Below are 23,841 nucleotides of genomic sequence, written 5' to 3' on the forward strand. Positions count from 1 at the left end.
GTTCGACAGATAATGGTCGACCATGATTACTGTTTATAAACGTCTCGGAGCATATCAAGATGTTAGATTTCAGCAAAAAAAGTTTCAGTAAAAAGGCAGGCATAGCAATGCTTGGCTTAATGTTTTCCCAATGCACCTTAGCAACGACTTTCACAGACGCCCAGCGCGAAACTGCAAAACAAGAGGTTGCAGCAGCCGTCGATAAAAATGCAAAACTTGCCCAAGTTATGAACGACATGATCTTTTCGTTCGCAGAATTAGGCTTCCAAGAATTTGAAACATCCGCTTATTTAACTAAGCACCTCGAAGAGCAAGGTTTTGAAATAGAAAAAGGCATTGCCGGCATCCCAACTGCATGGGTAGCTAAGTGGGGTTCTGGTAAACCCGTAATTGCCTTAGGAACTGATTTAGATGGCATCCCTAAAGCCTCTCAAAAGCCTGGTGTTGCCTATCATGATCCCATTGTTGAGGGTGCACCTGGACATGGTGAAGGGCACAACTCTGGTCAAGTGGTGAATATTCTTGCGGCAATGGCTTTGAAAGAATACATGACCGAAAACAACATTGAAGGCACGATTATGTTATGGCCTGGTGTAGCTGAAGAACAGCTTGCCACTAAAGCCTATTATGTGCGTGAAGGCTATTTTGATGATGTAGATGCAGTACTGTATTCCCATGTGGGCAACCGTTTTGGTACTTTCTACGGTAACCCTTTCTTCTCAGGCATGGTGTCAATCCAATATAACTTTTATGGAGAGTCAGCTCACAGTGCTGGCGCACCTTGGCGTGGACGAAGTGCGTTAGATGCCGTTGAACTTATGAGTGTTGGGATTAACTATCGTCGCGAACATTTACGTATCGCCCAGCGTACCCATTCAGTGGTAGTAGACGGTGGGGATCAGCCTAACGTAGTTCCTTCAAAAGCCACCTCTTGGTATTATTTTAGAGAGTTAGACTATCCACATGTAAAAGCCCTTTGGGAAGTGGGAGATAAAATAGCCCAAGGTGCGGCTTTGATGACAAATACCACTTGGGATTCTACAGTAATGGGAACGGCATGGCCGGGTCATTACAATAAACCTATGGCTTTGCGTGCTTTTGAAAATATTCAAAAGGTTGGTATGCCTGAATGGTCAGAAGCTGATATTACCCTGGCCAAATCACTGCAAAAAGAGATTGGCGCACCGCAAACCGGTCTACCTACAGATTTAATGCCTGTTGTTGCACCACCGGATCCTAAAACTATGACCGGCGGTGGTTCTGATGATATGGGAGATATCTCTTGGGTAACACCTTCAATGTGGTTGTCATATCCTTCTAATATTCCTAACTTGCCTGGACACCATTGGTCAAATGCAGTGGCCATGGCTACACCTATTGCTCACAAAGGTATTGTTGCAGGCGCTAAGGCTCATGCGATGACCATGATCGATCTATTCACTGATCCTGAATTGATGGCAGAGGTACAGGACTATTTTGACAACGTACAAACCAAGGACGTTAAGTACCAATCGTTTTTACGTGATACCGATGAACCACAAATTCATTTGAATGAGAAAATCATGGGTGAATTTCGTGAGAAGTTAAAACCTTTTTATTACGATCCTGAAAAATATGATACTTACCTAGAGCAATTAGGTGTTGAATATCCAATGGTGAAAAAATAATGAAAAGTCGCTTCTTCTCAAATTTATTTAAACCTAACCTGCTGATTAAATTTAGTTTAATGACTATTTTGAGTGTGGGTATTGGTCAAGGTAACGCGACTGGCTTAAATGGAAATGAAGAGCAAGCGGCTAACGGTAACAAATCACAATCTCAATTAAACAAAGAGATAATGAAACGTTATCGAGAGAAAATGCGTGCTGATTACTATGAAGCAAATAAAGTAAAAGCGGTTATTAATCAGCAAAGCGTGAAATATCCCACTGCTAAGGCCAAACCTTAAAACAGTTGTGGTAGATAAATTACAATAACGATTTGTGTTCGTGTGTGTGCTCCCGAGAGCAACTTCCAGCACCCAAGGTCTTCCTTGAGGTGCTGTTTTTTTGCTTAATCGTTTTAAATTTAGCTGCAGTTATTTAATTTCGAGCTATGTTTCCTTTAACTAGCAAATGAGGCTTAAATTGCTAGTTGGTCAACCATATCTTTAGCCAATAACTCAATGGCTTCTGAACGCACTTTTTGTGGATTCAATAAACACACACCAATGTGTCCTAAGTCTGGCAAGTCGGCTTGTGGTGGCAATACAAACAAGCCAGGCGGTACAGTACTCCTTGCCAGTACCGTAATTCCCAAGTCTTCATTAATAGCAGCTTGAATACCGTTTAGATCTGAAATGGTGTACACAACTTGCCATTGTTTCTTGCATTTTCCTAAAACGTGGGTAGCGCGTTTACGGTAAATACAAGGAGCGGGGGCGGCAATTATTGGGAGTTTATTGGGGACTTTATTTACGTATCTCTGACTGCCCACCCACACCAATTGATCGGTGATGATAAAGCCTTCTTGTTCAGGATCGGGTTGTTCTTGTAGAGATAAGATCAGATCGAACTGGCTTTTTAAGGGTTCACAGACTAAGTCTTTACTTAATGCGCAATGTACTTCTAAGGAAACTTCAGGATAGGTATGGGTAAATCGCCGTATTATTCTTGGCATTAAAGTAGTGGAGAATTCACTTGGAATGCCTAACTTGATATTACCACTGACCTGAGGTTTACCAAATTCGGCCATTGCTTGATCATTTAGCATTAATATCTTCATGCCAAACTCTAACAATTTACTGCCCGCTAGGGTGAGGGTAAGTCGATTTCCTTCCCGCAGAAAGAGTTTTTCTCCAACAACTTCTTCTAGTTTTTTTATTTGTAAACTGATAGCTGGCTGGGTGCGTTTTAATCGTTCTGCGCACAATGTATAACTACCTGTTTGCGCAATTGTCACAAACGATCGTAAAAAATCGATAGATAAATTTTTCATGGCTTCACTCCTGATGAAAGTGGGTGGCATTTATGTTTATGCCTTGTTAAAGCCATATTAAAATCTTATGAGCTTATATTTATTATTAATTTTATTTATTGCTCGTGTAGTTCTAGCATAGAGTTTCTCGAAAGGCAATGGACATATAAAGATGCAACTAAATAACCCGTTAAAAACTGTAGACCCTGATATTTTCGACATAATCGAAGATGAAGAAAAACGACAAGAAGCGCACATTGAATTGATAGCGTCAGAAAACTATACCAGTCAAGCGGTGATGGAAGCACAAGGTAGCGTGTTAACCAATAAATACGCGGAAGGTTACCCTGGCAAACGCTACTACGGCGGATGTGAATTTGCCGATAAAGCGGAAAGCTTAGCAATCGAACGAGCTAAACAACTTTTTGCTGCTGACTACGCTAATGTTCAACCTCATTCTGGCTCTCAAGCAAATGCTGCCGTTTACATGGCACTGCTAAAACCTGGCGATACTATCCTAGGCTTAAGCTTAGATCATGGCGGCCACTTAACTCATGGGGCAAAGCCAAACTTCTCAGGAAAATTATATAACGCCATTCAATACGGTCTAGATACGGATACCGGTGAAATTGATTATCAACAAGTGGCTGAATTGGCGCAAACTCATCAACCGAAGATGATTGTTGCAGGCTTTTCTGCTTATTCCCGTGTGGTTGATTGGCAGAAGTTTAAAGATATAGCGCAAAGTGTTGGTGCTTACTTGTTTGTGGACATGGCTCATGTGGCAGGTTTAGTCGCAGCGGGTCTGTATCCTAACCCTGTGCCAATTGCTGATGTGGTGACCACTACTACCCATAAAACCTTGCGTGGACCCCGTGGTGGCCTTATTTTGTGTCAGTCTAATCCTGAGCTAGAAAAGAAATTCAATTCTTTGATATTCCCAGGTATTCAAGGTGGTCCTTTAATGCATGTTATTGCCGCAAAAGCAGTGGCATTTAAAGAAGCGTTAGCCCCTGAATTTACCACTTATCAACAACAAGTAGTTGATAACGCTCAAGCAATGGCTGATGTGTTTTTAAAGCGTGGTTATGGCGTGGTTTCTGGTGGAACCGACAATCACCTGTTCTTAGTGGATTTAATCGCTCGCGGAATGACAGGTAAAGAAGCGGATGCGTTACTTGGTTCTGTGAACATCACCGTTAACAAAAATACCGTGCCTAATGATCCGCAATCACCTTTTGTGACCAGTGGAATACGCATTGGTACACCTGCAGTAACCTCAAGAGGGTTTAAAGTAAGCCATGTAGCTGATTTAGCAAATTGGATATGTGATTTACTGGATAACCCTGAGGACGCTAAGGTGAGTGAGCAAGTGAAGTCTAAGGTTGCACAACTGACCGCTGAATTCCCTGTTTACGGATAAATAAAAAAGCGCTGTATCTAAGATACAGCGCTTTTGAATTATTAACCTTATAGCTCATTTTAAGCCTTACACAAAGGCTATTTTGCTACTAGTTTATTACGCTCCAGCCAAGGTTGCAGAGCTAGATAACTTTTTTGTGGAGTCTGGCTCCTTGTTAATTAACTTAACAGCGTGTTCTAGTGCACCTAATAGGTTGTCAAAGGACTCTACATCCGTTTGCGCCGCATTGATGCCTTTTAATACTTGTTTAATATCATCATTGGCACCACAAATTATCAGCCTTCTACCAGCACCTTTCGCATCTGATGCCACCGTTTCAATGGCCATACCTGCTGAAACATCCACTGTCGGCACTCGTGTAAAGTCCATAATCAATATTTGTGATCCAGGTTTTACCTTGTCGCGCACATGATGGCCAACATCTGCAGCAGCACCAAAGCTAAGAGGTCCACCGAAACTGAAGATGCTAACTCTACCGTCTGCTTGTTTAAGCAATGCATTTTCTTTGGGATCATTCAAAGTATCCGGAATTTTCTTTAATTCGTCGATTTGAATTTGCGCGATTTGACGAACAAATGCCAAGGCTGCTAAAACCACACCTACGCCTACGGCTGTCACTAGGTCAACAAATACGGTTAGGCCTAATACTAGAATCATCAATGCAAAGTCCCAACGAGGGCCATTATGAGCCCGTCTTAGGTAACTCCAATCAATAATGTCCAGACCAACTTTAACAAGTATCCCGGCTAAGACGGCATGGGGAATGTTGGCTGCCAATGGACCTAAACCAAGTACAACCGCAAGTAAAACTAGTGAATGTACCATTCCAGAGATTCGGGTTTTACCACCGGTTCGGATGTTAACTACTGTACGCATAGTTGCACCTGCGCCAGCAATACCACCAAATAAACCAGATACAGTGTTACCAATCCCTTGTCCAATCAGCTCTTTTTTACTGTCGTGTCGGGTACGAGTCATGTTGTCAGCAACTAATGAGGTCAGCAAACTATCGATTGCGCCTAAAATTGCTAGTATGAATGCTGCTTCTAACACTAAAAAGAAGTGACTTTGTTCATAGACAGGTAAATGTAAGCTTGGCAATCCTGTAGGAATGTTTCCAAGAGCTGGCACATTGGTGAAAGCAAAGCTAGCAAGGGTACCTATCACCAAAGCGGCTAAGGGGCCTGGAATGTACTTTGCAAGAGCGGCTGGCCATTTGTACGCTATTATCAAGGTTCCTAACCCGAGAATTAGGGTAGCAAAGTTGATATCTGCCAAGGCTGTGGGCATGTAACTCAAAGCGCCTATGGTGCCACTTGGTGGCTCATGACCTAATAGTCTGCCGAACTGGAGAATAATAATAATTGCGCCAATCCCTGTCATAAATCCAGAGATTACCGGGTAGGGAACGAGTCGAATGTACTGACCTATTCCCAAAAAACCAAATGCGATTTGGAAAAGACCTGCCAGCATAACAGCAGTAAAAATGAGTGCAACATCGCCTGATAAGCTGGCGAACAAGCCAGCTAAAACCACCACCATTGGACCGGTTGGGCCTGATATTTGTGACGGTGTGCCGCCAAATAAGGCTGCTAAAAAGCCCAGAGCGATAGCGCCGTATAGACCAGCCATGGGGCCAAGACCCGAAGCTACACCCAACGCTAAGGCTAAAGGAAGAGCGACTATACCAGCGGTAAGACCACCAGTAATATCACCCTTTAGGTTTGACAAATCGAATTTCATATATGTACCTTAATCACTTCTATGCGACTGATAATTCTTTTTCTGTTTTTGATTGTCCCAGAGGCATGAACTTAGCTGTTTCTGGGTCATAACTAACTACTTGACCGCTTTCAATATTATAGACCCAGCCATGAAGTTTTACTTGGCCAGTGGCTAATTTAGCTGCTACAGACGGGTGAGTGCGAAGGTGCTGAAGTTGTTGAACAACATTTTCTTCGGTTAGTTTGTCTAAATGATCCATACACAAGCTACCGTATTTTTCTTTCACAACCTCTGATGCACAACGACTATGAGACAACCACTCTTTTACGTGGGGAAGCCCATCTAGTTTGTCGGTGTTTAATGCACCTTTCATCGCACCACAGTCAGAATGACCACACACGATAATGTGTGAAACGCCTAGGGCTGCTACTGCAAATTCAATGGATGCAGTAATTCCACCAGTCACATTGCTATGAGGAGGAACAATGTTGCCAGCATTACGACAAATGAAAAGTTCACCAGGTTCGGTCTGAGTCAATAAATTTGGGTCGATGCGAGAATCTGCGCAGGTAATAAATAAAACTTCTGGGTTTTGCCCGTTTGCTAACTTTTTAAACGTTGCCTTCTTTCCAGGAAAGACTTCTTTTTGAAATTTAGCTACACCAGTAATTACGTGGTCCATGATAGTCACTCCTATTTAATTTTAAAATTTATTCTTAAAAACGAATACGCAAACAGTTTTACCTGATAGCCATATAGAAGTATACTTTATGTCGTGATAGTGTTTGGCTATCAGTGGGTGCTTTGAACACTCAAATTGACATAAGGTTTAAAATGACTTCAGACAATAAGTTTCCTTCAATTAACCAACTAAAGTACTTTGTGGCGGTAGCCAAAAGTTTAAGTTTTCGACGAGCCGCACAAGCCTTAGGGATCAGCCAACCTACACTCACAACACAGGTTCAATCTCTAGAAAAAAACATGAACCTGAGCTTGTTTGAACGCAACCGAAGCGGCACTTTACTTACCCCTCAGGGCAATACACTTTTGCCCCTTGCCGAAGAGGTATTGCGGGCCGGTCAACGATTTAATGACACAGCCCGTGAACTTATTGATGGCACCTCAACTACCTACCGGTTAGGTGTTCCGCCAACATTAGGGCCTTATTTATTGCCATTTGTATTGCCTGAATTACATCGTCGATTTAGTCAATTAAAGTTCTATGTGCGTGAAGAGTTTCCACAGCAATTAGAAGAAGGTTTGCTCAATGGCCAGTATGATTTAATAATTTCACCATCAAATCATGAATCCTCGCAGTTCATCGTATCTGAGCTCTTTACGGAACCGCTAAAACTAGTGATGCCAAAGGATCACGCCCTTGCTGGTCAGGAATTTGTTAAGCCATCTGATGTGCAGGGGGAAAAAGTACTAACTTTAGAAGGACACCATCATTTTCATCATCAAGTTCAGACCATTTGTACTCAAATTGGTGCACAAATGTATCGAGACTATGAGGGAACCAGTTTAGATACCCTAAGACAAATGGTGGTGATGGGAGTCGGCATTTCATTTTTACCAGGGCTTTATGTGCACTCAGAATTACATCGACCAAACGAGCTTCATGTATGTGAACTGCAAAATATTCCTATTACCCGCGTGCAACATTTGATTTGGCGAAATACCGCGCCTGGTAGGGTGTTTTTCCGAGAGTTAGCACAATTTTTTAGGGAGATCGTGGCGGAAAAATTAGCAAGTGCAGTCCATGTGAAAAATTCACCCACACGAAAAATTTGATTTTATAGATCTTTTCTCACTTAACCTTTAAGACTAATGGAGATCTAGCCGTTCAATCACTAATGTGTTTTTTGCACCAATTTAATCCTAATGCACTTTAAAAAGATCTTGATTGCACTAAATTAGTATTTCATGAGGTATTAGCGTGCATTAATGTTAAGTAGGCGGGAAATGAAGGCGGAACATTCTTTGCATCGGCGCTCACCTATTAACTGAAATAAACAAGTTTTAGGGTCATAGGTTGTCTAATCATTTTTGGCTACTCTTATCTGCAATGTTTGTGTTTTTAATGCAAGTGGGTTTTTTGTGTTTAGAGAGTGGCAGAACACGAAGTAAAAACAGTATCAACGTGGCCGCAAAGAATATTGGTGACTTTATTGTATCTGCCGGTGTTTTTTGGTTGTTTGGTTTTGGCATTATGTTTGGACCAAGTTTAGCTGGGTGGTTCGGCACTGGAGATTTTACTTTTGGTGATGGTAACACGCCATTTCAAATTACTTTTTTCTTATTCCAAATGATGTTCTGCAGCACGGCTGCAACCCTAACTTCTGGTGCAATTGCAGAGCGCACACGCTTTTCTAGTTATATGTACATTACCCTTATTTTAAGTGGATTAATTTATCCCTTAGTCGGTCATTGGGTGTGGGCTGGAATTTACACTCCGGATAATCAAGGTTGGTTGGAGTCACTGGGGTTCGTGGATTTTGCTGGTTCAACAGTAGTGCACTCGGTCGGCGGTTGGGTAGCCTTGGCAAGTGTAATCATTGTGGGTCCTAGGATTGATCGCTTTAAAGCCAATACTAAGTTTCCATCAGGTAGTAATTTACCTATGGCAGCCATGGGAACCTTACTTATTTGGTTTGGTTGGTTCGGGTTTAATGGCGGTAGCACTTTAACATTCAATGCACAGGTACCTTATATTATTTTAAACACCTGTCTTGCTGCGATTTGGGGGGGATTAACCGCCACACTTATCTATTTTCAACGGCAAAAATATGTTGATGTAGGCGCTAGTTTGAACGGTGTTATAGCCGGTCTAGTAGCCATAACTGCGAGCTGTCATGCGGTATCAACCATTGAGGCTACAGTCATTGGTATAGTTGCGGGTTTGGTGGTGCACTATGGCTCTGAGTTAATGGATATCATTAAGCTTGATGATGCACTAAAAGTGATCCCCGCACATCTGTTTGCTGGAGTCTGGGGAACAATAGCGGTGGCCTTATTTGGCGATCCTGAAAAGTTAGCAACTGGGTTGTCATTTGTTTCGCAACTCACTATCCAAGTTTTTGGTGTCATTGTGATTGGTCTGTTCAGTTTTCTCACTTGTTTTTTAATTCTTTATCTACTTAATAAAGTCTCACCATTGCGAGTATCAAAGGAAGACGAACTTAGTGGTTTAAATGTCAGTGAACACCAAGCATCAACGGAATTAATAGAACTATTAAATGATATGCAAAATCATCAAAATAAAGGTGATTTTACCCTTCAAGTTAAAGAAGAGCCTTTTACCGAGGTTGGGCAAATAGCGCAAAAATACAACCAAGTGATTAGCAAAGTCTCCAAAGAAATGAATCAGCGTGAAAGTGCTATCACTCAGTTTAAAATAAGCGAAAAACGCAAAAGCGCTATTTTAGACTCTTCCATGGATTGTATTGTTTCCATCGATTGGCAAGGAAATATTATTGAGTTCAACCCCGCTGCGGAACGTACTTTTGGTTGTTTAAAAGCCGAGGTTTTAAAACAAAACTTTTTTGAAATATTTGCCCTGAACAAAGATCTGGAGCGATTTTCACAGAGCTTAGCGCTGCAGTTTGTATCTGCAACTGGGTTGGTACTGAATCGACGAAGTGAAATCGAATTAAAACGTGCTGCAGGACAAACTTTTCCCGCTGAGGTGACTATCACTAGCAGTAAGTTGAATGACAGTCACATCAACGAATTTACTTTGCATTTGCGAGACGTAACCAAACAACAAAAAATTCAAGCGCGATTGAATTTTTTGGCATATCACGACCCATTAACCCATTTATCCAATCGCATTCATTTGATTTCTGAACTCAATTATCAAGTTGCAAAGTCTAAAAAATCCGCTGGTGTAATAGCCGTCTTCTTTTTGGATTTAGATAGATTTAAAAAAATTAACGACACCCTAGGGCATAAAGCCGGTGACTATTTATTGTGTCAGGTGGCAAAGAAACTAAAAGTAGTTTGCCGCGAAGAAGATATTATTGCCCGTTTAGGTGGTGATGAGTTTATTGTGGTAATAACAGGTGAACTCACTCAGCAATTGATCGCGCAAAAAGCCCAAGGGATCCTAGCTAAACTGCGAGAACCCATTACTTTGAGTGGTAAAAATTATCAAATTGCTACCAGTATTGGGGTCTCTGTTTCAGTAAATGGTGATATTGCTACTGAAGAGTTGATTCAAAGGGCTGACATTGCCATGTACAACGCCAAGTTTCATGGTCGTGATAATTTCAAATTGTATACAGATGAGATGGGTCAAAAAGCACAAGAAGAAGTGAGCTTTGAACGAAAAATTAAACAAGCAATTGATAACGATGAATTCAGCGTTGCATATCAACCAAAAGTCACTGGCCAGGGTGAGGTGGTGTCGTTAGAAGCTTTGATTCGATGGCAACGGCGAGATATAGGTGAAATATCCCCCAGTGAGTTTATTCCAGTTGCAGAACAAAGTAATTTAATTGTGCATATTGGTGAGGTCATGATTGCTAAGGTACTTAGCCAATTACGTTTTTGGCTCGATGAGAAGCTCAACGTTGTGCCCATTGCAATAAATATTTCTGGAAGACAATTAGTCGCAGAAGACTTTATACATCATGTTAAGCAGCAACTAGCGGCTTATGCAATTCCAGGTGAGCTATTGGAGTTTGAAATTACAGAAGGTATTTTGATTCAAGATATCGAAAATTGTGTGGCAATTCTGCATGAGTTAAAAAGCCTTAATATTAAAGTGTCCATTGATGATTTTGGGACAGGCTACTCATCCTTAAGCTACCTTAAGAAACTGCCATTAGATATTTTGAAAATAGACCGTTCTTTTGTCCATGACTGTGACACTAAAACCGAAGATGCGGAAATCTGCGCCACTATTATCAATTTAGCCAAAAGCTTGAGTTTAACAACGGTTGCCGAAGGTGTAGAAACGCAATCTCAATTTGATACATTACAAGACATGGGATGCCATCTTTACCAAGGTTACTTTTTTCATCTACCCCAAAGCGCCAACATGGTATATGCATTATTAAACCCACAGGATTGATCGTAGATTCTACTTTGCAATCAAAAGGACTCACATGGAAACTAGACCGTTGTTTAAGGGGCTGCCTTTTTACGCGCAGCATTTTAATCGTGAACAAATCGCTAATGCTGGCTGGAATATCTTGCAAGAAGACCTGCCTTTGCCCTGCGGCATAATCAAACAAGCTGCTTTACAACAAAATAGTAAGCGCATGGAACAATGGCTGCAACGCAATAACCTGCTGCTTGCGCCTCATATTAAAACAACTATGAGTCCGGAATTAATTTCACAACAATTAGCCGATGGCGCTTGGGGCTTAACTGTTGCGAATGTGACTAATTTGCGCTTAGCTGCTGAGATGGGGGCAAGTCACATCATATTTGCTAATCAATTAGTGGGCCGTGGCAATATCAATGACGTTGAACAACTACTTAGCCAATACCCTGATTTGACTCTCTACCTTTTTATCGATTCATTGGATGTTTTTGAATTATTAAAAGCGGCAAATATACAACATCATAAGCAGCTTAAATTACTTATCGAATTAGGCGCAGAAGGTGGACGATGTGGAGTACGAGAACCCAGTAAAGCCAAAGAGTTAATCGAGAGTATTTGTGCTAATCAATGGGAGGTTGCCGGTTTTAGTGCCTATGAAGCGGTTTTTGAAGGCTCTACGGAACAAAAAGAACAGCGGGTTCGTGATTTTTTGAACTTGTTAGAAACGACCGTTAAGGTCTTTATTGAGCAACAAGTTATCCTTCCTACTGAGTCATTCGTTATAACCATTGGTGGCTCTGAATATTACGATATCTGCGCTGCAACTTTAGCAGATTTACAGCAAAACTTTGATGTTAAAGTGGTACTTAGAAGTGGTTGTTATCTATTCAGTGACTCAGGGGTTTACGACAAAGCATCATTGGCCATTGATGAAAGGTTAGCGAATGAACAAATTACCTTACCTGCCTCTGAGGCTGCAATTGAAGTGTGGTGTTATGTGTTGTCTAAACCTGAAGCTGGAGTGGTAATTTTAGGGGCGGGAAAACGTGATTTTTCCTATGATAAGGGGTTGCCCAAACCTTTGTACACTAAATCGAGATTGGCTACGAATTTGACTAAAATTGACCAAGATAGTTATCGAATTACTCGAATTAATGATCAACATTGTTTTTTAAAAGTGCCTATTGATGATGAACTAAAACCTGGCGATATGGTAGCTATTGGTATCTCACATCCCTGTACCACTTTTGACAAATGGCGAAAAATGCTGATAGTTGATAAGCAATACAATGTTATTGATGCTATTCAGGCATGGTTCTAAAAAATGGTACATGGACTTCGTTTTTATCAAATGTACTAACTTTCACTAAGTTTCTATTCTAGCACTCTATTGGGGCTTCCCAAGTTATAGATAAATAGGATGTGAAACGAAAATGAAAAAATTAATAACCCTATCAAGTTTAATTTTGTTGTCCCTTAGTGCAGTCGCTAACACCACAATAACAAGACAAAATGGTGCGCCTATTGGCGATAACCAAAACTCTCAAACTGCTGGTCCTTGGGGTGGTGTGCTACTTCAAGACAGTCATCTAATTGAAAAATTAGCGGCCTTTGATAGAGAGCGTGTTCCTGAAAGAGTGGTGCATGCCCGCGGTGTAGGTATCCACGGATATTACGAAAACTACGCGGATTTATCTGACATAACCATGGCTGCCCCTTTCCAAGAAAAGGGTAAAAATACCGAAGTATTTACGCGTTTCTCAGCGGTAATTCACGGTCACCAATCTCCAGAGACTTTGCGTGACCCTCGTGGATTCGCAGTGAAGTTCTATACCGAACAAGGCAACTGGGATTTAGTCGGTAACAACTTCCCAATTTTCTTTATTCGTGATGCGATTAAATTTCCAGATATGGTTCACAGTTTAAAACCATCGCCCTATGACAATGTGCAAAAAGCATCAAGAGTGTTCGATTTCTTTTCTCATGTACCAGAATCAACACAAATGCTAACCATGTTGTTTTCTGACTATGGCACGCCAAAAAGTTATTTAAACATGGACGGATCTAGCGTTCACGCCTACAAATTTGTTAATGCTAAAGGTGAAATGAACTATGTGAAATTTGTCTGGAAAACCAACCAGGGCGTGAAGAACTTCACCTATGAAGAAGCTTCGACTATGCAAGGTCAAGACATGCAACCTCATACTACAGATGTTTATACGCGTATCGGTGAAAAAGGCGAAACTGCATCTTGGGACCTATACATTCAAGTATTGTCTCCAAAAGACGTGAATAACTTTGATTTCAACCCTCTTGATGCCACTAAAGTATGGCCAGAAGATAAGTTACCTCTTCGCAAAGTAGGCAGAATGGTATTAAACCGCGTGCCTGACAATTTTTTTGAAGAAACTGAACAAGCTGCATTTGCACCAAGTAATGTAATTCCAGGCATAGAGCCATCAGAAGATAGATTGTTACAAGGCCGAGTGTTTGCCTATGCAGATACCCAGCGTTACCGTTTAGGCGTGAACTCTTACCGTATTCCAATCAACGCACCTAAAAATGTCGAGATTAACAACCACATGCAACACGGTAAATTACGTCCAACTAATACACAGCGTGAAGTGAATTATCAGCCAAGTGAGTACCTTGATTTGGCAGAAGATACACAATACAAATATTCAGCTATGCCATTGTTAGGAAGCTATCAACAAATACCTTTCTACAAGCAATTGAACTTTAGACAAGCAGGTGATTTGTACCGCTCATTTAGTAAAGACGAGCAAGCTAGACTGATTGAAGTATTAGGCGGAGCCTTAGCAACATCTGATAAAGAGTTAGTTCGAATCAATATTAGTGCATTTATGTACAACGCGGACAAAGATTACGGTATGGCTATCGCTAAACGTTCAGGTACTAACTTGAGCAAAGTGAAAGCAAGAGCAAAAGCGCTAATGGCAGAGCAACAAGCTTTGGCAGCCGAAGGCGAGAAGATTGCCCTTAAACTCAGCAAATTGTTCTAATTTGATTATCCACTAAATAAGTTTCACTGCCTGCAATTGCAGGCAGTGTGTTTATAAGGAAAGACCAATGAAAACCCTATTCATAGCATTTTTAATCGTACTTCTGAGCGTTGCTTTTCATCCCGCGAATGCCAATGAAAATGAACAAAGCCAGCAACTTAAAACCCTGTATTTTGATGCAGCTAGAACGGGGGATATTGAATTATTAACGACCTTTTACAATGCTGGTTTGTCAGTCAATATTGCAAATGAAAAGGGATATACTGCACTAATTTTATCCGCTTACAATGGCCAAACTGAAACCGTTAACTTTTTATTGGGGCTGGAAGATATTAATCCGTGCCAAGAGGATGCAAGAGGTAACACGGCGTTAATGGGGGCGATATTCAAAGGTAATCTTCGCATAGCTAGATCACTAATGGGAGTAGACTGCGAAGTAGATCAAAGCAATCAAAATGGTCAAACCGCATTGATGTTTGCTACCTTATTTGACAGACAAGATATTATCCAAGAGCTTATTGACCAAGGTGCTAACATTAGCCTAAAAGATAACCATAGTCGCAGTTTAAGCGATATTGCCGCAAGCCAAGGTAATCAGACTCTAGCTGACAAGTTCAAGCAAGCTAAACCTTAAAGAGCAAAAAAAGACTAGATTATTAATAGTGTCTAGTGTTAATAGCACCTAGTATTAATAGTGCCTAGCATGGTTAAATTAATTTGAGTTTAACGCCATTATTATTACTGTGTTTGATCACTTCAATTAAATAATGCGCAGACGCTGGTGAGTTAAACCCCCGATCACTTATTTATCCTAAGCAACTAGATTACACTCAAAGTCTATGGCTACGTACTTTGAGGTTAAGCAATCTCAGTAAAACCATCAAAACAACTTAAATAAATAACCCTCATTTTATAATCGAAAGTAACCGTAATAAAAAATGAACTACGTTTTGGTAACACTTAATCAGTTAGGTTTTGACTTTTAAAGCTTATGCAAGGATCTGAACTAACAGGTTTTAATCTTGTAGATACGGAAAGGGTAGGGAGGTGGGTAGGCACCTTGGAGAAAATGCCTACCCGGTTGGTTGCGTTAAGCCAGGACCAGTGAAACTTAACGATTCCAGGCAGAACCATAATAGTGTAAATGAAAATCATTATCAATAGCGTTTGTTGTTTTTTTCTATTATTTTGAAAATTATGTTTTTCTTCAATAAGTTACCTTATGAAATACAACTGTTTATAATTGTGATAAACATAAAGTGTAGGTTGACAATTTATTTACCTATGATGATAATGAGAATTATTACTATTTGGGTTTATAAGAAATGCAGCTAATCTTAGGATGTTTCTGTGAATAAAGAATTGGCATTTGGCACGCTAGAATTGACCATACGGCATGGGTTACAGCCAGATAACCCTCATACTCTTTATCATTATTTAGATATGCTCGAAGAGCGTTTGGCTGCCGAAAATACTGATAAAGTGAAAAGAGCTATTTTAAAACGGGTATTGAACACTTTGTTAGATACCATTTGTGATACTAGTATTAGCTTTCACTGGCGTTATTTATGTTTGGATAATATTTATAAACCACTAAATCAGGTGGAGAAGTTTGATTGTACCGATGGGCAAAGGGCAGAAACACGACGCTTTAAGTATGAATTGTCTTTATTAGGAACGTATTTTTTATAGAAAAGGGGTAAACATGACTGAAGTAAGAATCGAAAAAGATAGTATGGGCGAACTTGAGGTTCCCAAAAACGCGTTATATGGCGCGCAAACTCAAAGAGCGATTAATAACTTCAAAATCAGTCACACTCCTATGCCCGAGGCCTTTATTCGAGCGCTGATTCAGATAAAGTCTGCTGCTGCCACGGTAAACGTTAATCTTGAGGGGATCGATAAGGCTACCGCCGATGCAATTAAACAAGCCTGTAGCACCTTATTAGACGATAAAAACTTAATGCAGCATTTTCCCGTTGATGTATTTCAAACTGGCTCTGGTACCAGCACCAATATGAATGCTAATGAGGTGATTGCTAACCTAGCGTCCGCGCAATCTAATATGCAGATTCACCCTAATGACCATGTTAATTATGGACAAAGCAGTAATGATGTCATCCCAACCTGTATCCATGTTAGCGCCTCTTTAGCAATTCATCATGAGCTTAAACCTGCGTTAACGCACTTAGGGAAAATCATTGATGAAAAATCAGCAAGCCTGAGTGGTTATTGTAAAACTGGACGAACTCACTTAATGGATGCTATGCCGATTAGAATGGATCAAAGTATGTCTGCTTGGTCGGCACAGATAAGACAACAAATCCTCCATCTCAACAGTATTCAACCATCCATTCAATCATTGGTTTTAGGTGGTACTGCAGTGGGTACAGGGATCAATTCCCACCCTCAATTCGCCGAACAATTTTCTGACATTCTAAGTAAAGAAACTGGGTTGTCTTTTGTTAAAGCGGAAAACTTCTTTGCTGGTATCGCGGCACAAGATACGGCGGTGAGTTTATCTGGTTTATGTAAGTCTACAGCTGTGAGTTTTATGAAGATCGCTAACGATCTACGTTGGATGAATTCAGGGCCGCTGGCAGGACTAGGTGAAATTGCGCTACCTGCTTTACAACCAGGCTCATCGATTATGCCGGGTAAAGTTAACCCGGTGATACCTGAGGCGGTGGCGATGTTGTCGGCACAAGTTATTGGCAATGATGCTGCTATTACTATTGGTGGCCAATCAGGAAATTTTGAATTAAACGTAATGTTACCCATGATTGCGTTAAATTTATTGTCGAGTATTGAGTTGCTATCCAACGGAGCAATTTCATTGGCAGATAATGCCATTCGTGATTTTGAGGTGAATCAACAGAACCTTGAAAAGCCTCTGCACAAAAACCCGATTTTAGTCACTGCGCTAAATCCCATCATCGGCTACGCCAAAGCCGCGGAAATTGCTAAAAAGGCATACAAAGAAAACCGTCCTATTATTGATGTAGCAGCTGAAAATACGGATATTTCAAAAGAAGAATTAACGGATTTACTTGATCCGGTGAAATTGACCAAAAATGAATAAAAGAACATTGCCAGCACAACAAGCTTTGTGTCGTGCTTGCGGGATGTTGCTTTTATAAAACCATGTTGATCAAACATCTGCATTAAGTCCTGCAACATGGCATCGTTACCAAAGATCATAAATCGATCTTTGTCTAGGTTGAAGTTCGGCATATTTAAGTTTTGGTTGAGTTCATTGGTGGCTGATAAATGCTTAATTCTGCCTTCATGTGGTTTGAGACCATCCCTGCTTTCTTAACTGTTGTATTGGTATTTTTCGCGGGTATCCGTTGGGTAATAAAGTAACTTTTGTTTAACTAAATCACCCAAATACGGATTGTTAGCTAAATCACATTCAATTTCGTTTTGATAGGCCAACTCGGAAACTTCGCGCACACCGTGGACCAAAATGACTTTATAAAATTGTTCGCAAATATCAGGGTCTCGAATGATACTCATAAATGCAGCTAACTTTATGCCAGTGGGTCTAGTACTTAATACGAGTTCGTCACCTGTTTGAATCATTTGAAGTTTAGATGTAAGTGCATCATCAGGGGTTTACCATCTATCTCTAGGCCAATCATAATGAGTTGTCAGTTTTCATAGCTAAGTGATTTCTGACGAGTTGTTTTAAAAGTAAATAAACTGCTATTCCAATGATGAACGTGAGTCACTTGTTCTTTAACCAAGTTTCGCAAAAATAATTTATCTAATACATAACATTGCTTAAGTATTTCATCGTTGACAAAAATATTCAAACGCTATTGCGAATCATTATCATTCGTATATAATCTCTCCTCGTTTTAATATCCTCTTTGTCAAATTGGAGATCCAATGAAATACATAATATGTATCGCGCTTTTACACTTTTACTTATTTAGTATGCAGGCTGCAGGGCATACCCCATATTTTAAACCCCATTCTTTCGAGCCTGTGAGAGGCGACATAATCACCCTAGATGCTGCTTTTGCTGAAAAGTTTTTTGTGCCTGAAGTTGCATTTGCCAACAGTATTTATCTAGTTACAGCGCCAGATGGCAAAACTTCGACCCCAGACTCGTTAGCTCAATTCAAATCAAGAGTGGTAGTAGAGCATGGACTAGAAAAAGACGGGACTTACCGCTTTAGTACCGGCCGTCGATTAGGACGACTATTTAAATTTTATGAACTTGACGGCAAGCGCAAGGCAATGAAAGACCCTACTCAAGAAATTCCTGAGGGGGCAAAGTTACTTTCATTTTTCCAATCTCTAACGTTAGCTGAAACCTATGTGAGTAAAGGTGGACCTAACGATACCGCCCTTCAACCTCATGGCGAAGGCTTGGAATTTGTAGCTACAACACATCCTAATGAGTTGTTTGTTGGTGAACCACTGGCTTTGTTAAGCCTATTTAATGGTCAACCCTTAGCTGATTTAAAAGTTGATGTCTTTCTAGCCAAAGATCAATTTACCCAAGATAAGGCCAACGTTGAACTACATTCAGATGCAAACGGAAAGTTTATATTCACCCCAGAGACTGCTGGTACATATCTTCTATTAGCTCGACATCGCAGTGAAGCTCCGACTTCATCCCAAGCTAATCAAATCAGTAACACCTATACACTAGTTGTAGAAGCGTTTGAATAAACCTCGTTATTCTCTAATTTTAAGGAAATAAATTCGTGAACAAAATAATAATACCATTAGTACTTTCTCTTACGCTTTTTCAAGCCGTTAGTATTGCGGCATCCCATCAAAAAATTGTGTTTGTTAATCAGTATGATTTAGACGGAAACTGGAAACTGTTTAAAGATGAATTTGACAAAACAAGACAGCTGCGATTTGAAAAAACCGATGAGAATAAAGATGCGACGGTTAGTGAAGATGAATATGTATTTGAATATCAAAATAAACTGGATGCGCAGCTAAAAGAAGATAGAAAATCCCAAATTCGTCAAACAAAGGTACGCTTTAAAGCGTTAGATAAAAACCAAAACGACCGTTTGGAATGGGCTGAATATAAAGCATCTGGGGAACGCAATTTTAGTCATTACGATACCAATAAAGATAATCGTATAGATCAACACGATCCTGACACTAAAAAAAGCAGGAAAAGCAAACAGGAAGGTACCTTAACCCAAGAGGAAAAAGAGCAAAAAAGAGAAAGCCAACTGCGCTTTGCTCAACGAATTTTAAAAATGCCTACCACTCACAATCAAGAAGGTATGTTGGTTAAGTACGACCTCAACCAAGACGAAGTCGTTACCCAACAGGAGCACAATCAACAGCGCCAAGCGACCTTCAATCTCACTGACGAAAATGGAGATGGCTGGGTTAGCGCAGCCGAATATCTTTTTGAATATCAAAATCGCTTGGATACGCAAATTGCTAAAACGCGAACGGCGGCCATTAAACAGACCCATGTGCGTTTCAAGGTACTAGATAAAAACGAAGATGGCAAAATGACGATTGCCGAATATCAAACATCCGGCCATCGCATCTTTGCCCGATGGGATACCAATCAAGATGACATAGTCAGCCTGGAAGAAGCGATGCCAGAGCCGCGGAAGCGGAAAGTTAAAACAAATAAAAATAACTTAACAGTTGCTACAACTCGTGATTAGTCGCCTTAAAATAGCTTTACGCGGTGTTATAAAACCCGTGGTTTTGTGCGTAGGACTTTACAGTTTTACAAGTTTGGCAAGTCACCAATTTCACTTCGACAATGTTTTGGGCACATCAATGGATATCACCATTTATGGTGCCGACAGAACGCAGGTTAATCGAGCCTTAGATGAGTTGGTGAATAACATTCAGGCTTTAGAGGGAAAGTTGTCTACTTGGTTAGAAGACAGTGAAATCAATCAATTAAATCAAACGTTAGTTATTTCGCAACGCTCAAATGAACTCACCGACGTTTTGCAATTGTGTGAGCAATGGCATAACCAGTCTGAAGGTAAGTTTAGTTGTCGAATGGGGGGCATTCGACAGCGTTGGGTTGAAGCTGAGAATACTCAAAAACTGCTCGATAGAGTAGAAATGCGTTATCTCGCGAGAGCAATTCAAAAGCGTGAAAATCCGATTTCATTTCACATGGATAAAGTGCATTTAGCCAGCGATATACAACTGGATCCAGCAGGGTTGGCTAAGGGATATATTATCGATACTGGCATGGGTATTTTGCGTAAGTTATTACCTTCTGCCACAGGCATCAAACTCGATATCGGTGGAGATATTTCATTCTATGGAGTGCCTGATAAGCAACATCATTGGAAAGTTGGCCTGGGGAACTATGCAGATAACCTTGTTAATCGTTATATTGAAATTTCGCATCACGCAGTTGCATCCAGTGGCCATCAGAGTCGTTTTTATGAAATAGAGCGTAGAAAATTTAGCCATATCCTCGACCCCGATCAGGGGTGGCCGATGGATAGTGCACCCAGCGCGATCGTTATAGCAAAGAATGCCACAACCGCAGATGCTGTTGCCACGGCGCTAAGTACGCAATCCGCTAGTAAAGGTATCGAATGGGTGAACAAGTTGCAGGGGGTAGAAGCGTTAGTGCGAAGTGAAGGCATAGTCGTGACTTCAGGTGGATGGCATCAATTTGTACCAACACCTTGGCAGGAAGACAATCAGGCTAAGGAAAGCCTAAATATCGAATATCAGATCCCTAGTTTTGATACCGCTAAATATCACCGACCTTACTTAGCTCTGTGGATTTCGGACTCTAATAACAACACGCTCCGTCAGCTATTGTTATTGGGGGAAAGTGAACGCTGGGCGAAAGAAAACAATCGTTGGTGGAGACGGGTTGGCCGCAAGCTTCCTGGCTTACTCGATGCCGTAGCTAGGCCTACTCGATTACCAGGAAAGTACCACTTAAGTTGGGATGGTTTAAATAACCAAGGAGAATCCGTAAAACCAGGTGAATTTATATTGCATGTTGAAGCTGCTCGAGAGGGAGGCGGGCATGACTATCAAAAAATACATTTCGATACCCGTGACATGCAGAAACCTATTCAATTACCAGCAAAAGGTGAATTAGGTCAGATAAATATAAGCCAGTCCATTGGAACCTAGAATCCGTGAACTTGTAGAAACACTAAAACCTCAAATTTAATTTACTTAGTACGGCTCAATTATAAGAAAAACTTAATGCTTACTGAAATAACACCTAACTTGGTGAATAAAAATCATTTGCATTAGTATTAACGCATGGAGAGAAAATGAAAATTAAACTTAATATAGTGACAGCTGCTGTTACTTTGGCCTTGTCACCATCCTTATTAGCTCAAGAAACCTTGTCGGTTACTAAGGTTGCAAGTGAATCAGAAGTCCAACATGAAGCGTCCTTAAAAGTGATTGATGCTCAGCAAATCGATGCTGAAATGATTCAAGATGTGTATGACACTGTGAGATATATTCCCGGTGTTAACGTGAACAACACAGGAAACCGTTTTGGTGATAATGGTTTTAATATTCGCGGCATGGAAGGCGATGCAGTGGCTATTACTATCGATGGGTTGTCTCAAGGGGAGAGTCTCAATCCTACAACGTATAGCCGCTATGGTATGTTTAGCTCTACGCGCAATGCTATAGAACCTGAAAGTGTTAAAAGTATAGAAGTCATAAAGGGTGCTAGCTCAGTGATGGCCGGAAGCGGTGCCTTAGGTGGTGCAGTAATGTATACCACTAAAGATGCCGACGACTTCCTATCAGCAAGTGGCGATGATTTCGCGGGCAATATCAAATTAGGTTTTGATGGTCGGAACAATGAAACCTTAGCTAGCTTAACATTAGCCAAACGCATAGGTGATTTAGAAGGCCTATTAGTTGTTACAAAGCGAAACGGCAGCGAAACCAAAACCCACGAAAATGGCGAAGATGTGGAAGGATCATCTAGAGGGCAAGCGGATCCCTTCGATTCTGATAAATTGAATGTGTTAGCAAAGCTTGGCTTTCAAATCGATGAAAATCATCAGATTGGTTTGGTATTTGAAAAGTTCGAAAGTGAAAACGTGGGCACACCGCTATCTCGTGAGTCTACCAGCTACTACAATTTTTCTACGTTCGATGAATCTAATCGGACGAGATTAGGCATGTTCTATGACTATCAAGGTAACAATTTCTTATTTGATACAGCTGCACTGAAAATAAATCATCAAAAAGTCGACACCCACGGTTCAACTAAGTTTTTATATAGTGATTATTTAAGAGATGAAGATCGTTATTACGAGCAGGAAATGGATAGCGTTAATCTCGACTTCTCTAAGGATATATTTGTATCTAAGACAAACCATTTTGTTGCCTATGGTATCGCAATAGAAGCTAAGGAAGTAGATAACCAACTATACGATAAACGTTATTTAGGGGAAACCGAGGATAGCGGATTTCGTGCAGGCTACCCTATTATCGATCCTGCATGGGTTCCTAATACAGAAAGTGATATTTGGTCACTCTATATTACGGATAAAATAGAGCTTAATGAGCAATTCACCTTTCAAGGTGGTATTCGCTACGACAACGTCAGTTATTCCCCTAAAACGTCTGATGATTTTATCGATCAAACTGGTAATAGTGTTAACGACTTAGAATTTAGCGCTCTCACATGGGCTGCGAATTTAAGGTACGAGTTTATTCCAAATCACAGTTTAACTGCCAGTATAGGCACGGGATTTAAAGCACCCACTACTCAGCAGTTATACTTGAATACCAATGCTACTAGTGTATTAGAAGACAGCGTTCGTGTAGTGGATGAAAACGGCAGTGTGAGTTATGTTGCTAATGGCCGCACTGAGACAGATCTGGATACGGTTACTAACCCTAACCTTGATGCAGAAACTGCCACTAACTATGAATTAGCTTATCAATGGCAAGGAGATAATGGCTACGTTAACCTTTCAGTATTCCGTGCTGATTATGATGATTTTATTATTAATTTAAATCAATCACGTAGTTTCGATGAACCTATCACGCAAGCGAGTTCCAATTGGTGGCTGCCGCAATGTGCAGAGGCGGTAGTAGACGACTCATGTTGGACGGTTTCTCAGATTTCAGAAGACACTTGGGGAGTACCAACCAATGTAGGTAAAGTAAAAGTGACAGGTTATGAACTTGATGCGGGCTATCAACTTTCCCAAGGTTTGTTAGTGACGTTATCTCATTCTCACACAAGTGGCGAATATAGAAATTCTGTAGAAGGTTCTATTGAAAGCAATGTAGACGCAACTTACTCGGAGGGCGATGAATTAGAGAGTATTGCTCCGGATACAACGGTATTGGGGCTTAATTATCGTGTACCTTCACAACAATGGGGAGGCTCAGTATTTGCTAGGTTTATCGATGGCAAAGATGAACAAGAGTATTTTTCCGCTACTTTTTATAGTGAAAGTGCCATTGTCTTAGATTTGAGTGCCTTTTACGAAATAACCAATAACCTTGTGCTACGTGCCAACATTACCAATTTATTTAATGAAGAATATACAACCTGGCAACGGGTTAGATTGGTCCGAGAGGGCACAGGAGGCTTCTTTGGCGGAGTGTCGGAAAATGGGATTCAACGCTTCAACGAACCGGGTAGGGAATTTGCTGTAAACTTAAGTTATGCATTCTAAGTACAG

Annotated in this window: 17 protein-coding genes and 1 pseudogene; 14 read left to right on the forward strand and 4 right to left on the reverse strand. The window is 40.7% G+C overall.

What is annotated here, in order from left to right; all coding sequences use genetic code 11:
- Nucleotides 1-59 precede the first annotated feature (59 nt).
- Together ABJV04_RS03660 and ABJV04_RS03665 are read left to right on the forward strand one after the other, a co-directional pair.
- Entirely contained in the window at nt 60-1,667 is a 1,608-nt protein-coding gene (locus ABJV04_RS03660) for an amidohydrolase (protein WP_348489943.1), read from the forward strand.
- Nucleotides 1,667-1,948, forward strand: a complete 282-nt coding sequence (locus tag ABJV04_RS03665) for a hypothetical protein (RefSeq protein WP_348489945.1) — start codon at nt 1,667-1,669, stop codon at nt 1,946-1,948. The genes ABJV04_RS03660 and ABJV04_RS03665 overlap by 1 nt, the downstream gene beginning before the upstream one ends.
- Nucleotides 1,949-2,121: 173 nt before the next feature.
- Here ABJV04_RS03665 and ABJV04_RS03670 read toward each other — a convergent pair whose 3' ends face one another.
- Nucleotides 2,122-2,976, reverse strand: a complete 855-nt coding sequence (locus ABJV04_RS03670; RefSeq protein ID WP_348489947.1) for a LysR family transcriptional regulator — start codon at nt 2,974-2,976, stop codon at nt 2,122-2,124.
- Nucleotides 2,977-3,127: 151 nt separating this feature from the next.
- On the opposite strand from ABJV04_RS03670, the gene glyA reads away from it, so the two are divergent.
- Nucleotides 3,128-4,378, forward strand: coding sequence for a serine hydroxymethyltransferase (gene glyA / locus ABJV04_RS03675; protein WP_348489949.1), 1,251 nt, complete (start codon nt 3,128-3,130; stop codon nt 4,376-4,378).
- 96 nt (nt 4,379-4,474) lie between these two features.
- Here the strand turns inward: glyA and ABJV04_RS03680 are convergent, their stop codons facing one another.
- Complete coding sequence (locus ABJV04_RS03680; protein ID WP_348489950.1) at nt 4,475-6,121, reverse strand: SulP family inorganic anion transporter; 1,647 nt, start codon at nt 6,119-6,121, stop codon at nt 4,475-4,477.
- A 19-nt stretch (nt 6,122-6,140) separates the two neighbouring features.
- Entirely contained in the window at nt 6,141-6,785 is a 645-nt protein-coding gene (locus ABJV04_RS03685; protein ID WP_348489952.1) for a carbonic anhydrase, read from the reverse strand.
- Between the two features lie 152 nt (nt 6,786-6,937).
- Between ABJV04_RS03685 and ABJV04_RS03690 the strand changes: the two genes are divergently transcribed.
- The 7 genes from ABJV04_RS03690 to ABJV04_RS03720 all read left to right on the forward strand — a co-directional run bounded on the left by ABJV04_RS03690 (nt 6,938) and on the right by ABJV04_RS03720 (nt 17,261).
- A complete protein-coding gene (locus tag ABJV04_RS03690) occupies nt 6,938-7,897 on the forward strand; it encodes a hydrogen peroxide-inducible genes activator (RefSeq protein WP_348489953.1) in 960 nt (319 codons plus the stop codon).
- Between the two features lie 241 nt (nt 7,898-8,138).
- On the forward strand, nt 8,139-11,180 hold the full coding sequence (amt, locus tag ABJV04_RS03695) for an ammonium transporter (RefSeq protein ID WP_348489954.1): 3,042 nt from the start codon (nt 8,139-8,141) through the stop codon (nt 11,178-11,180).
- Between the two features lie 34 nt (nt 11,181-11,214).
- Nucleotides 11,215-12,477, forward strand: coding sequence for an alanine racemase (locus tag ABJV04_RS03700; RefSeq protein WP_348489955.1), 1,263 nt, complete (start codon nt 11,215-11,217; stop codon nt 12,475-12,477).
- 112 nt (nt 12,478-12,589) lie between these two features.
- Nucleotides 12,590-14,179, forward strand: a complete 1,590-nt coding sequence (locus tag ABJV04_RS03705) for a catalase (RefSeq protein ID WP_348489956.1) — start codon at nt 12,590-12,592, stop codon at nt 14,177-14,179.
- Between the two features lie 67 nt (nt 14,180-14,246).
- Nucleotides 14,247-14,813: an ankyrin repeat domain-containing protein gene (locus tag ABJV04_RS03710; protein ID WP_348489957.1), complete on the forward strand. Its 567-nt coding sequence runs from the start codon at nt 14,247-14,249 to the stop codon at nt 14,811-14,813.
- 716 nt (nt 14,814-15,529) lie between these two features.
- A complete protein-coding gene (locus ABJV04_RS03715; RefSeq protein ID WP_348489958.1) occupies nt 15,530-15,871 on the forward strand; it encodes a hypothetical protein in 342 nt (113 codons plus the stop codon).
- 13 nt (nt 15,872-15,884) lie between these two features.
- On the forward strand, nt 15,885-17,261 hold the full coding sequence (locus ABJV04_RS03720; RefSeq protein WP_348489959.1) for a class II fumarate hydratase: 1,377 nt from the start codon (nt 15,885-15,887) through the stop codon (nt 17,259-17,261).
- A gap of 38 nt (nt 17,262-17,299) precedes the next feature.
- On the opposite strand, the pseudogene ABJV04_RS03725 reads toward ABJV04_RS03720, so the two are convergent.
- Nucleotides 17,300-17,937, reverse strand: a pseudogene (locus ABJV04_RS03725) (ferredoxin--NADP reductase); the annotation flags it as partial.
- Nucleotides 17,938-18,073: 136 nt separating this feature from the next.
- On the opposite strand from ABJV04_RS03725, the gene ABJV04_RS03730 reads away from it, so the two are divergent.
- The 4 genes from ABJV04_RS03730 (at nt 18,074) to ABJV04_RS03745 (ending at nt 23,835) form a co-directional block, all read left to right on the forward strand.
- Nucleotides 18,074-18,865 carry a DUF4198 domain-containing protein gene (locus ABJV04_RS03730; protein ID WP_348489960.1) on the forward strand — a complete coding sequence of 264 codons (792 nt, stop codon included), beginning with the start codon at nt 18,074-18,076 and terminating at the stop codon, nt 18,863-18,865.
- A gap of 35 nt (nt 18,866-18,900) precedes the next feature.
- The gene (locus ABJV04_RS03735; protein ID WP_348489961.1) at nt 18,901-19,842 is read left to right on the forward strand and encodes a hypothetical protein; all 942 of its coding nucleotides are present in this window, start codon (nt 18,901-18,903) and stop codon (nt 19,840-19,842) included.
- A gap of 118 nt (nt 19,843-19,960) precedes the next feature.
- A complete protein-coding gene (locus ABJV04_RS03740; protein WP_348489962.1) occupies nt 19,961-21,301 on the forward strand; it encodes a DUF2271 domain-containing protein in 1,341 nt (446 codons plus the stop codon).
- 146 nt (nt 21,302-21,447) lie between these two features.
- Nucleotides 21,448-23,835, forward strand: coding sequence for a TonB-dependent hemoglobin/transferrin/lactoferrin family receptor (locus tag ABJV04_RS03745; RefSeq protein ID WP_348489963.1), 2,388 nt, complete (start codon nt 21,448-21,450; stop codon nt 23,833-23,835).
- The last annotated feature ends 6 nt before the right edge of the window (nt 23,836-23,841 follow it).

This window comes from Aliiglaciecola sp., assembly GCF_039982535.1.
Lineage (GTDB): Bacteria > Pseudomonadota > Gammaproteobacteria > Enterobacterales > Alteromonadaceae > Aliiglaciecola.

What these genes read in the sequence shown, in the direction of transcription:
- ABJV04_RS03660 (WP_348489943.1), top strand. Translation starts at nt 60, where the DNA reads ATGTTAGATTTCAGCAAAAAAAGTTTCAGTAAAAAGGCAGGCATAGCA.
- ABJV04_RS03665 (WP_348489945.1), top strand. Translation starts at nt 1,667, where the DNA reads ATGAAAAGTCGCTTCTTCTCAAATTTATTTAAACCTAACCTGCTGATT.
- ABJV04_RS03670 (WP_348489947.1), bottom strand. Translation starts at nt 2,976, where the DNA reads ATGAAAAATTTATCTATCGATTTTTTACGATCGTTTGTGACAATTGCG.
- glyA (WP_348489949.1), top strand. Translation starts at nt 3,128, where the DNA reads ATGCAACTAAATAACCCGTTAAAAACTGTAGACCCTGATATTTTCGAC.
- ABJV04_RS03680 (WP_348489950.1), bottom strand. Translation starts at nt 6,121, where the DNA reads ATGAAATTCGATTTGTCAAACCTAAAGGGTGATATTACTGGTGGTCTT.
- ABJV04_RS03685 (WP_348489952.1), bottom strand. Translation starts at nt 6,785, where the DNA reads ATGGACCACGTAATTACTGGTGTAGCTAAATTTCAAAAAGAAGTCTTT.
- ABJV04_RS03690 (WP_348489953.1), top strand. Translation starts at nt 6,938, where the DNA reads ATGACTTCAGACAATAAGTTTCCTTCAATTAACCAACTAAAGTACTTT.
- ABJV04_RS03700 (WP_348489955.1), top strand. Translation starts at nt 11,215, where the DNA reads ATGGAAACTAGACCGTTGTTTAAGGGGCTGCCTTTTTACGCGCAGCAT.
- ABJV04_RS03705 (WP_348489956.1), top strand. Translation starts at nt 12,590, where the DNA reads ATGAAAAAATTAATAACCCTATCAAGTTTAATTTTGTTGTCCCTTAGT.
- ABJV04_RS03710 (WP_348489957.1), top strand. Translation starts at nt 14,247, where the DNA reads ATGAAAACCCTATTCATAGCATTTTTAATCGTACTTCTGAGCGTTGCT.
- ABJV04_RS03720 (WP_348489959.1), top strand. Translation starts at nt 15,885, where the DNA reads ATGACTGAAGTAAGAATCGAAAAAGATAGTATGGGCGAACTTGAGGTT.
- ABJV04_RS03730 (WP_348489960.1), top strand. Translation starts at nt 18,074, where the DNA reads ATGAAATACATAATATGTATCGCGCTTTTACACTTTTACTTATTTAGT.
- ABJV04_RS03740 (WP_348489962.1), top strand. Translation starts at nt 19,961, where the DNA reads ATGGATATCACCATTTATGGTGCCGACAGAACGCAGGTTAATCGAGCC.
- ABJV04_RS03745 (WP_348489963.1), top strand. Translation starts at nt 21,448, where the DNA reads ATGAAAATTAAACTTAATATAGTGACAGCTGCTGTTACTTTGGCCTTG.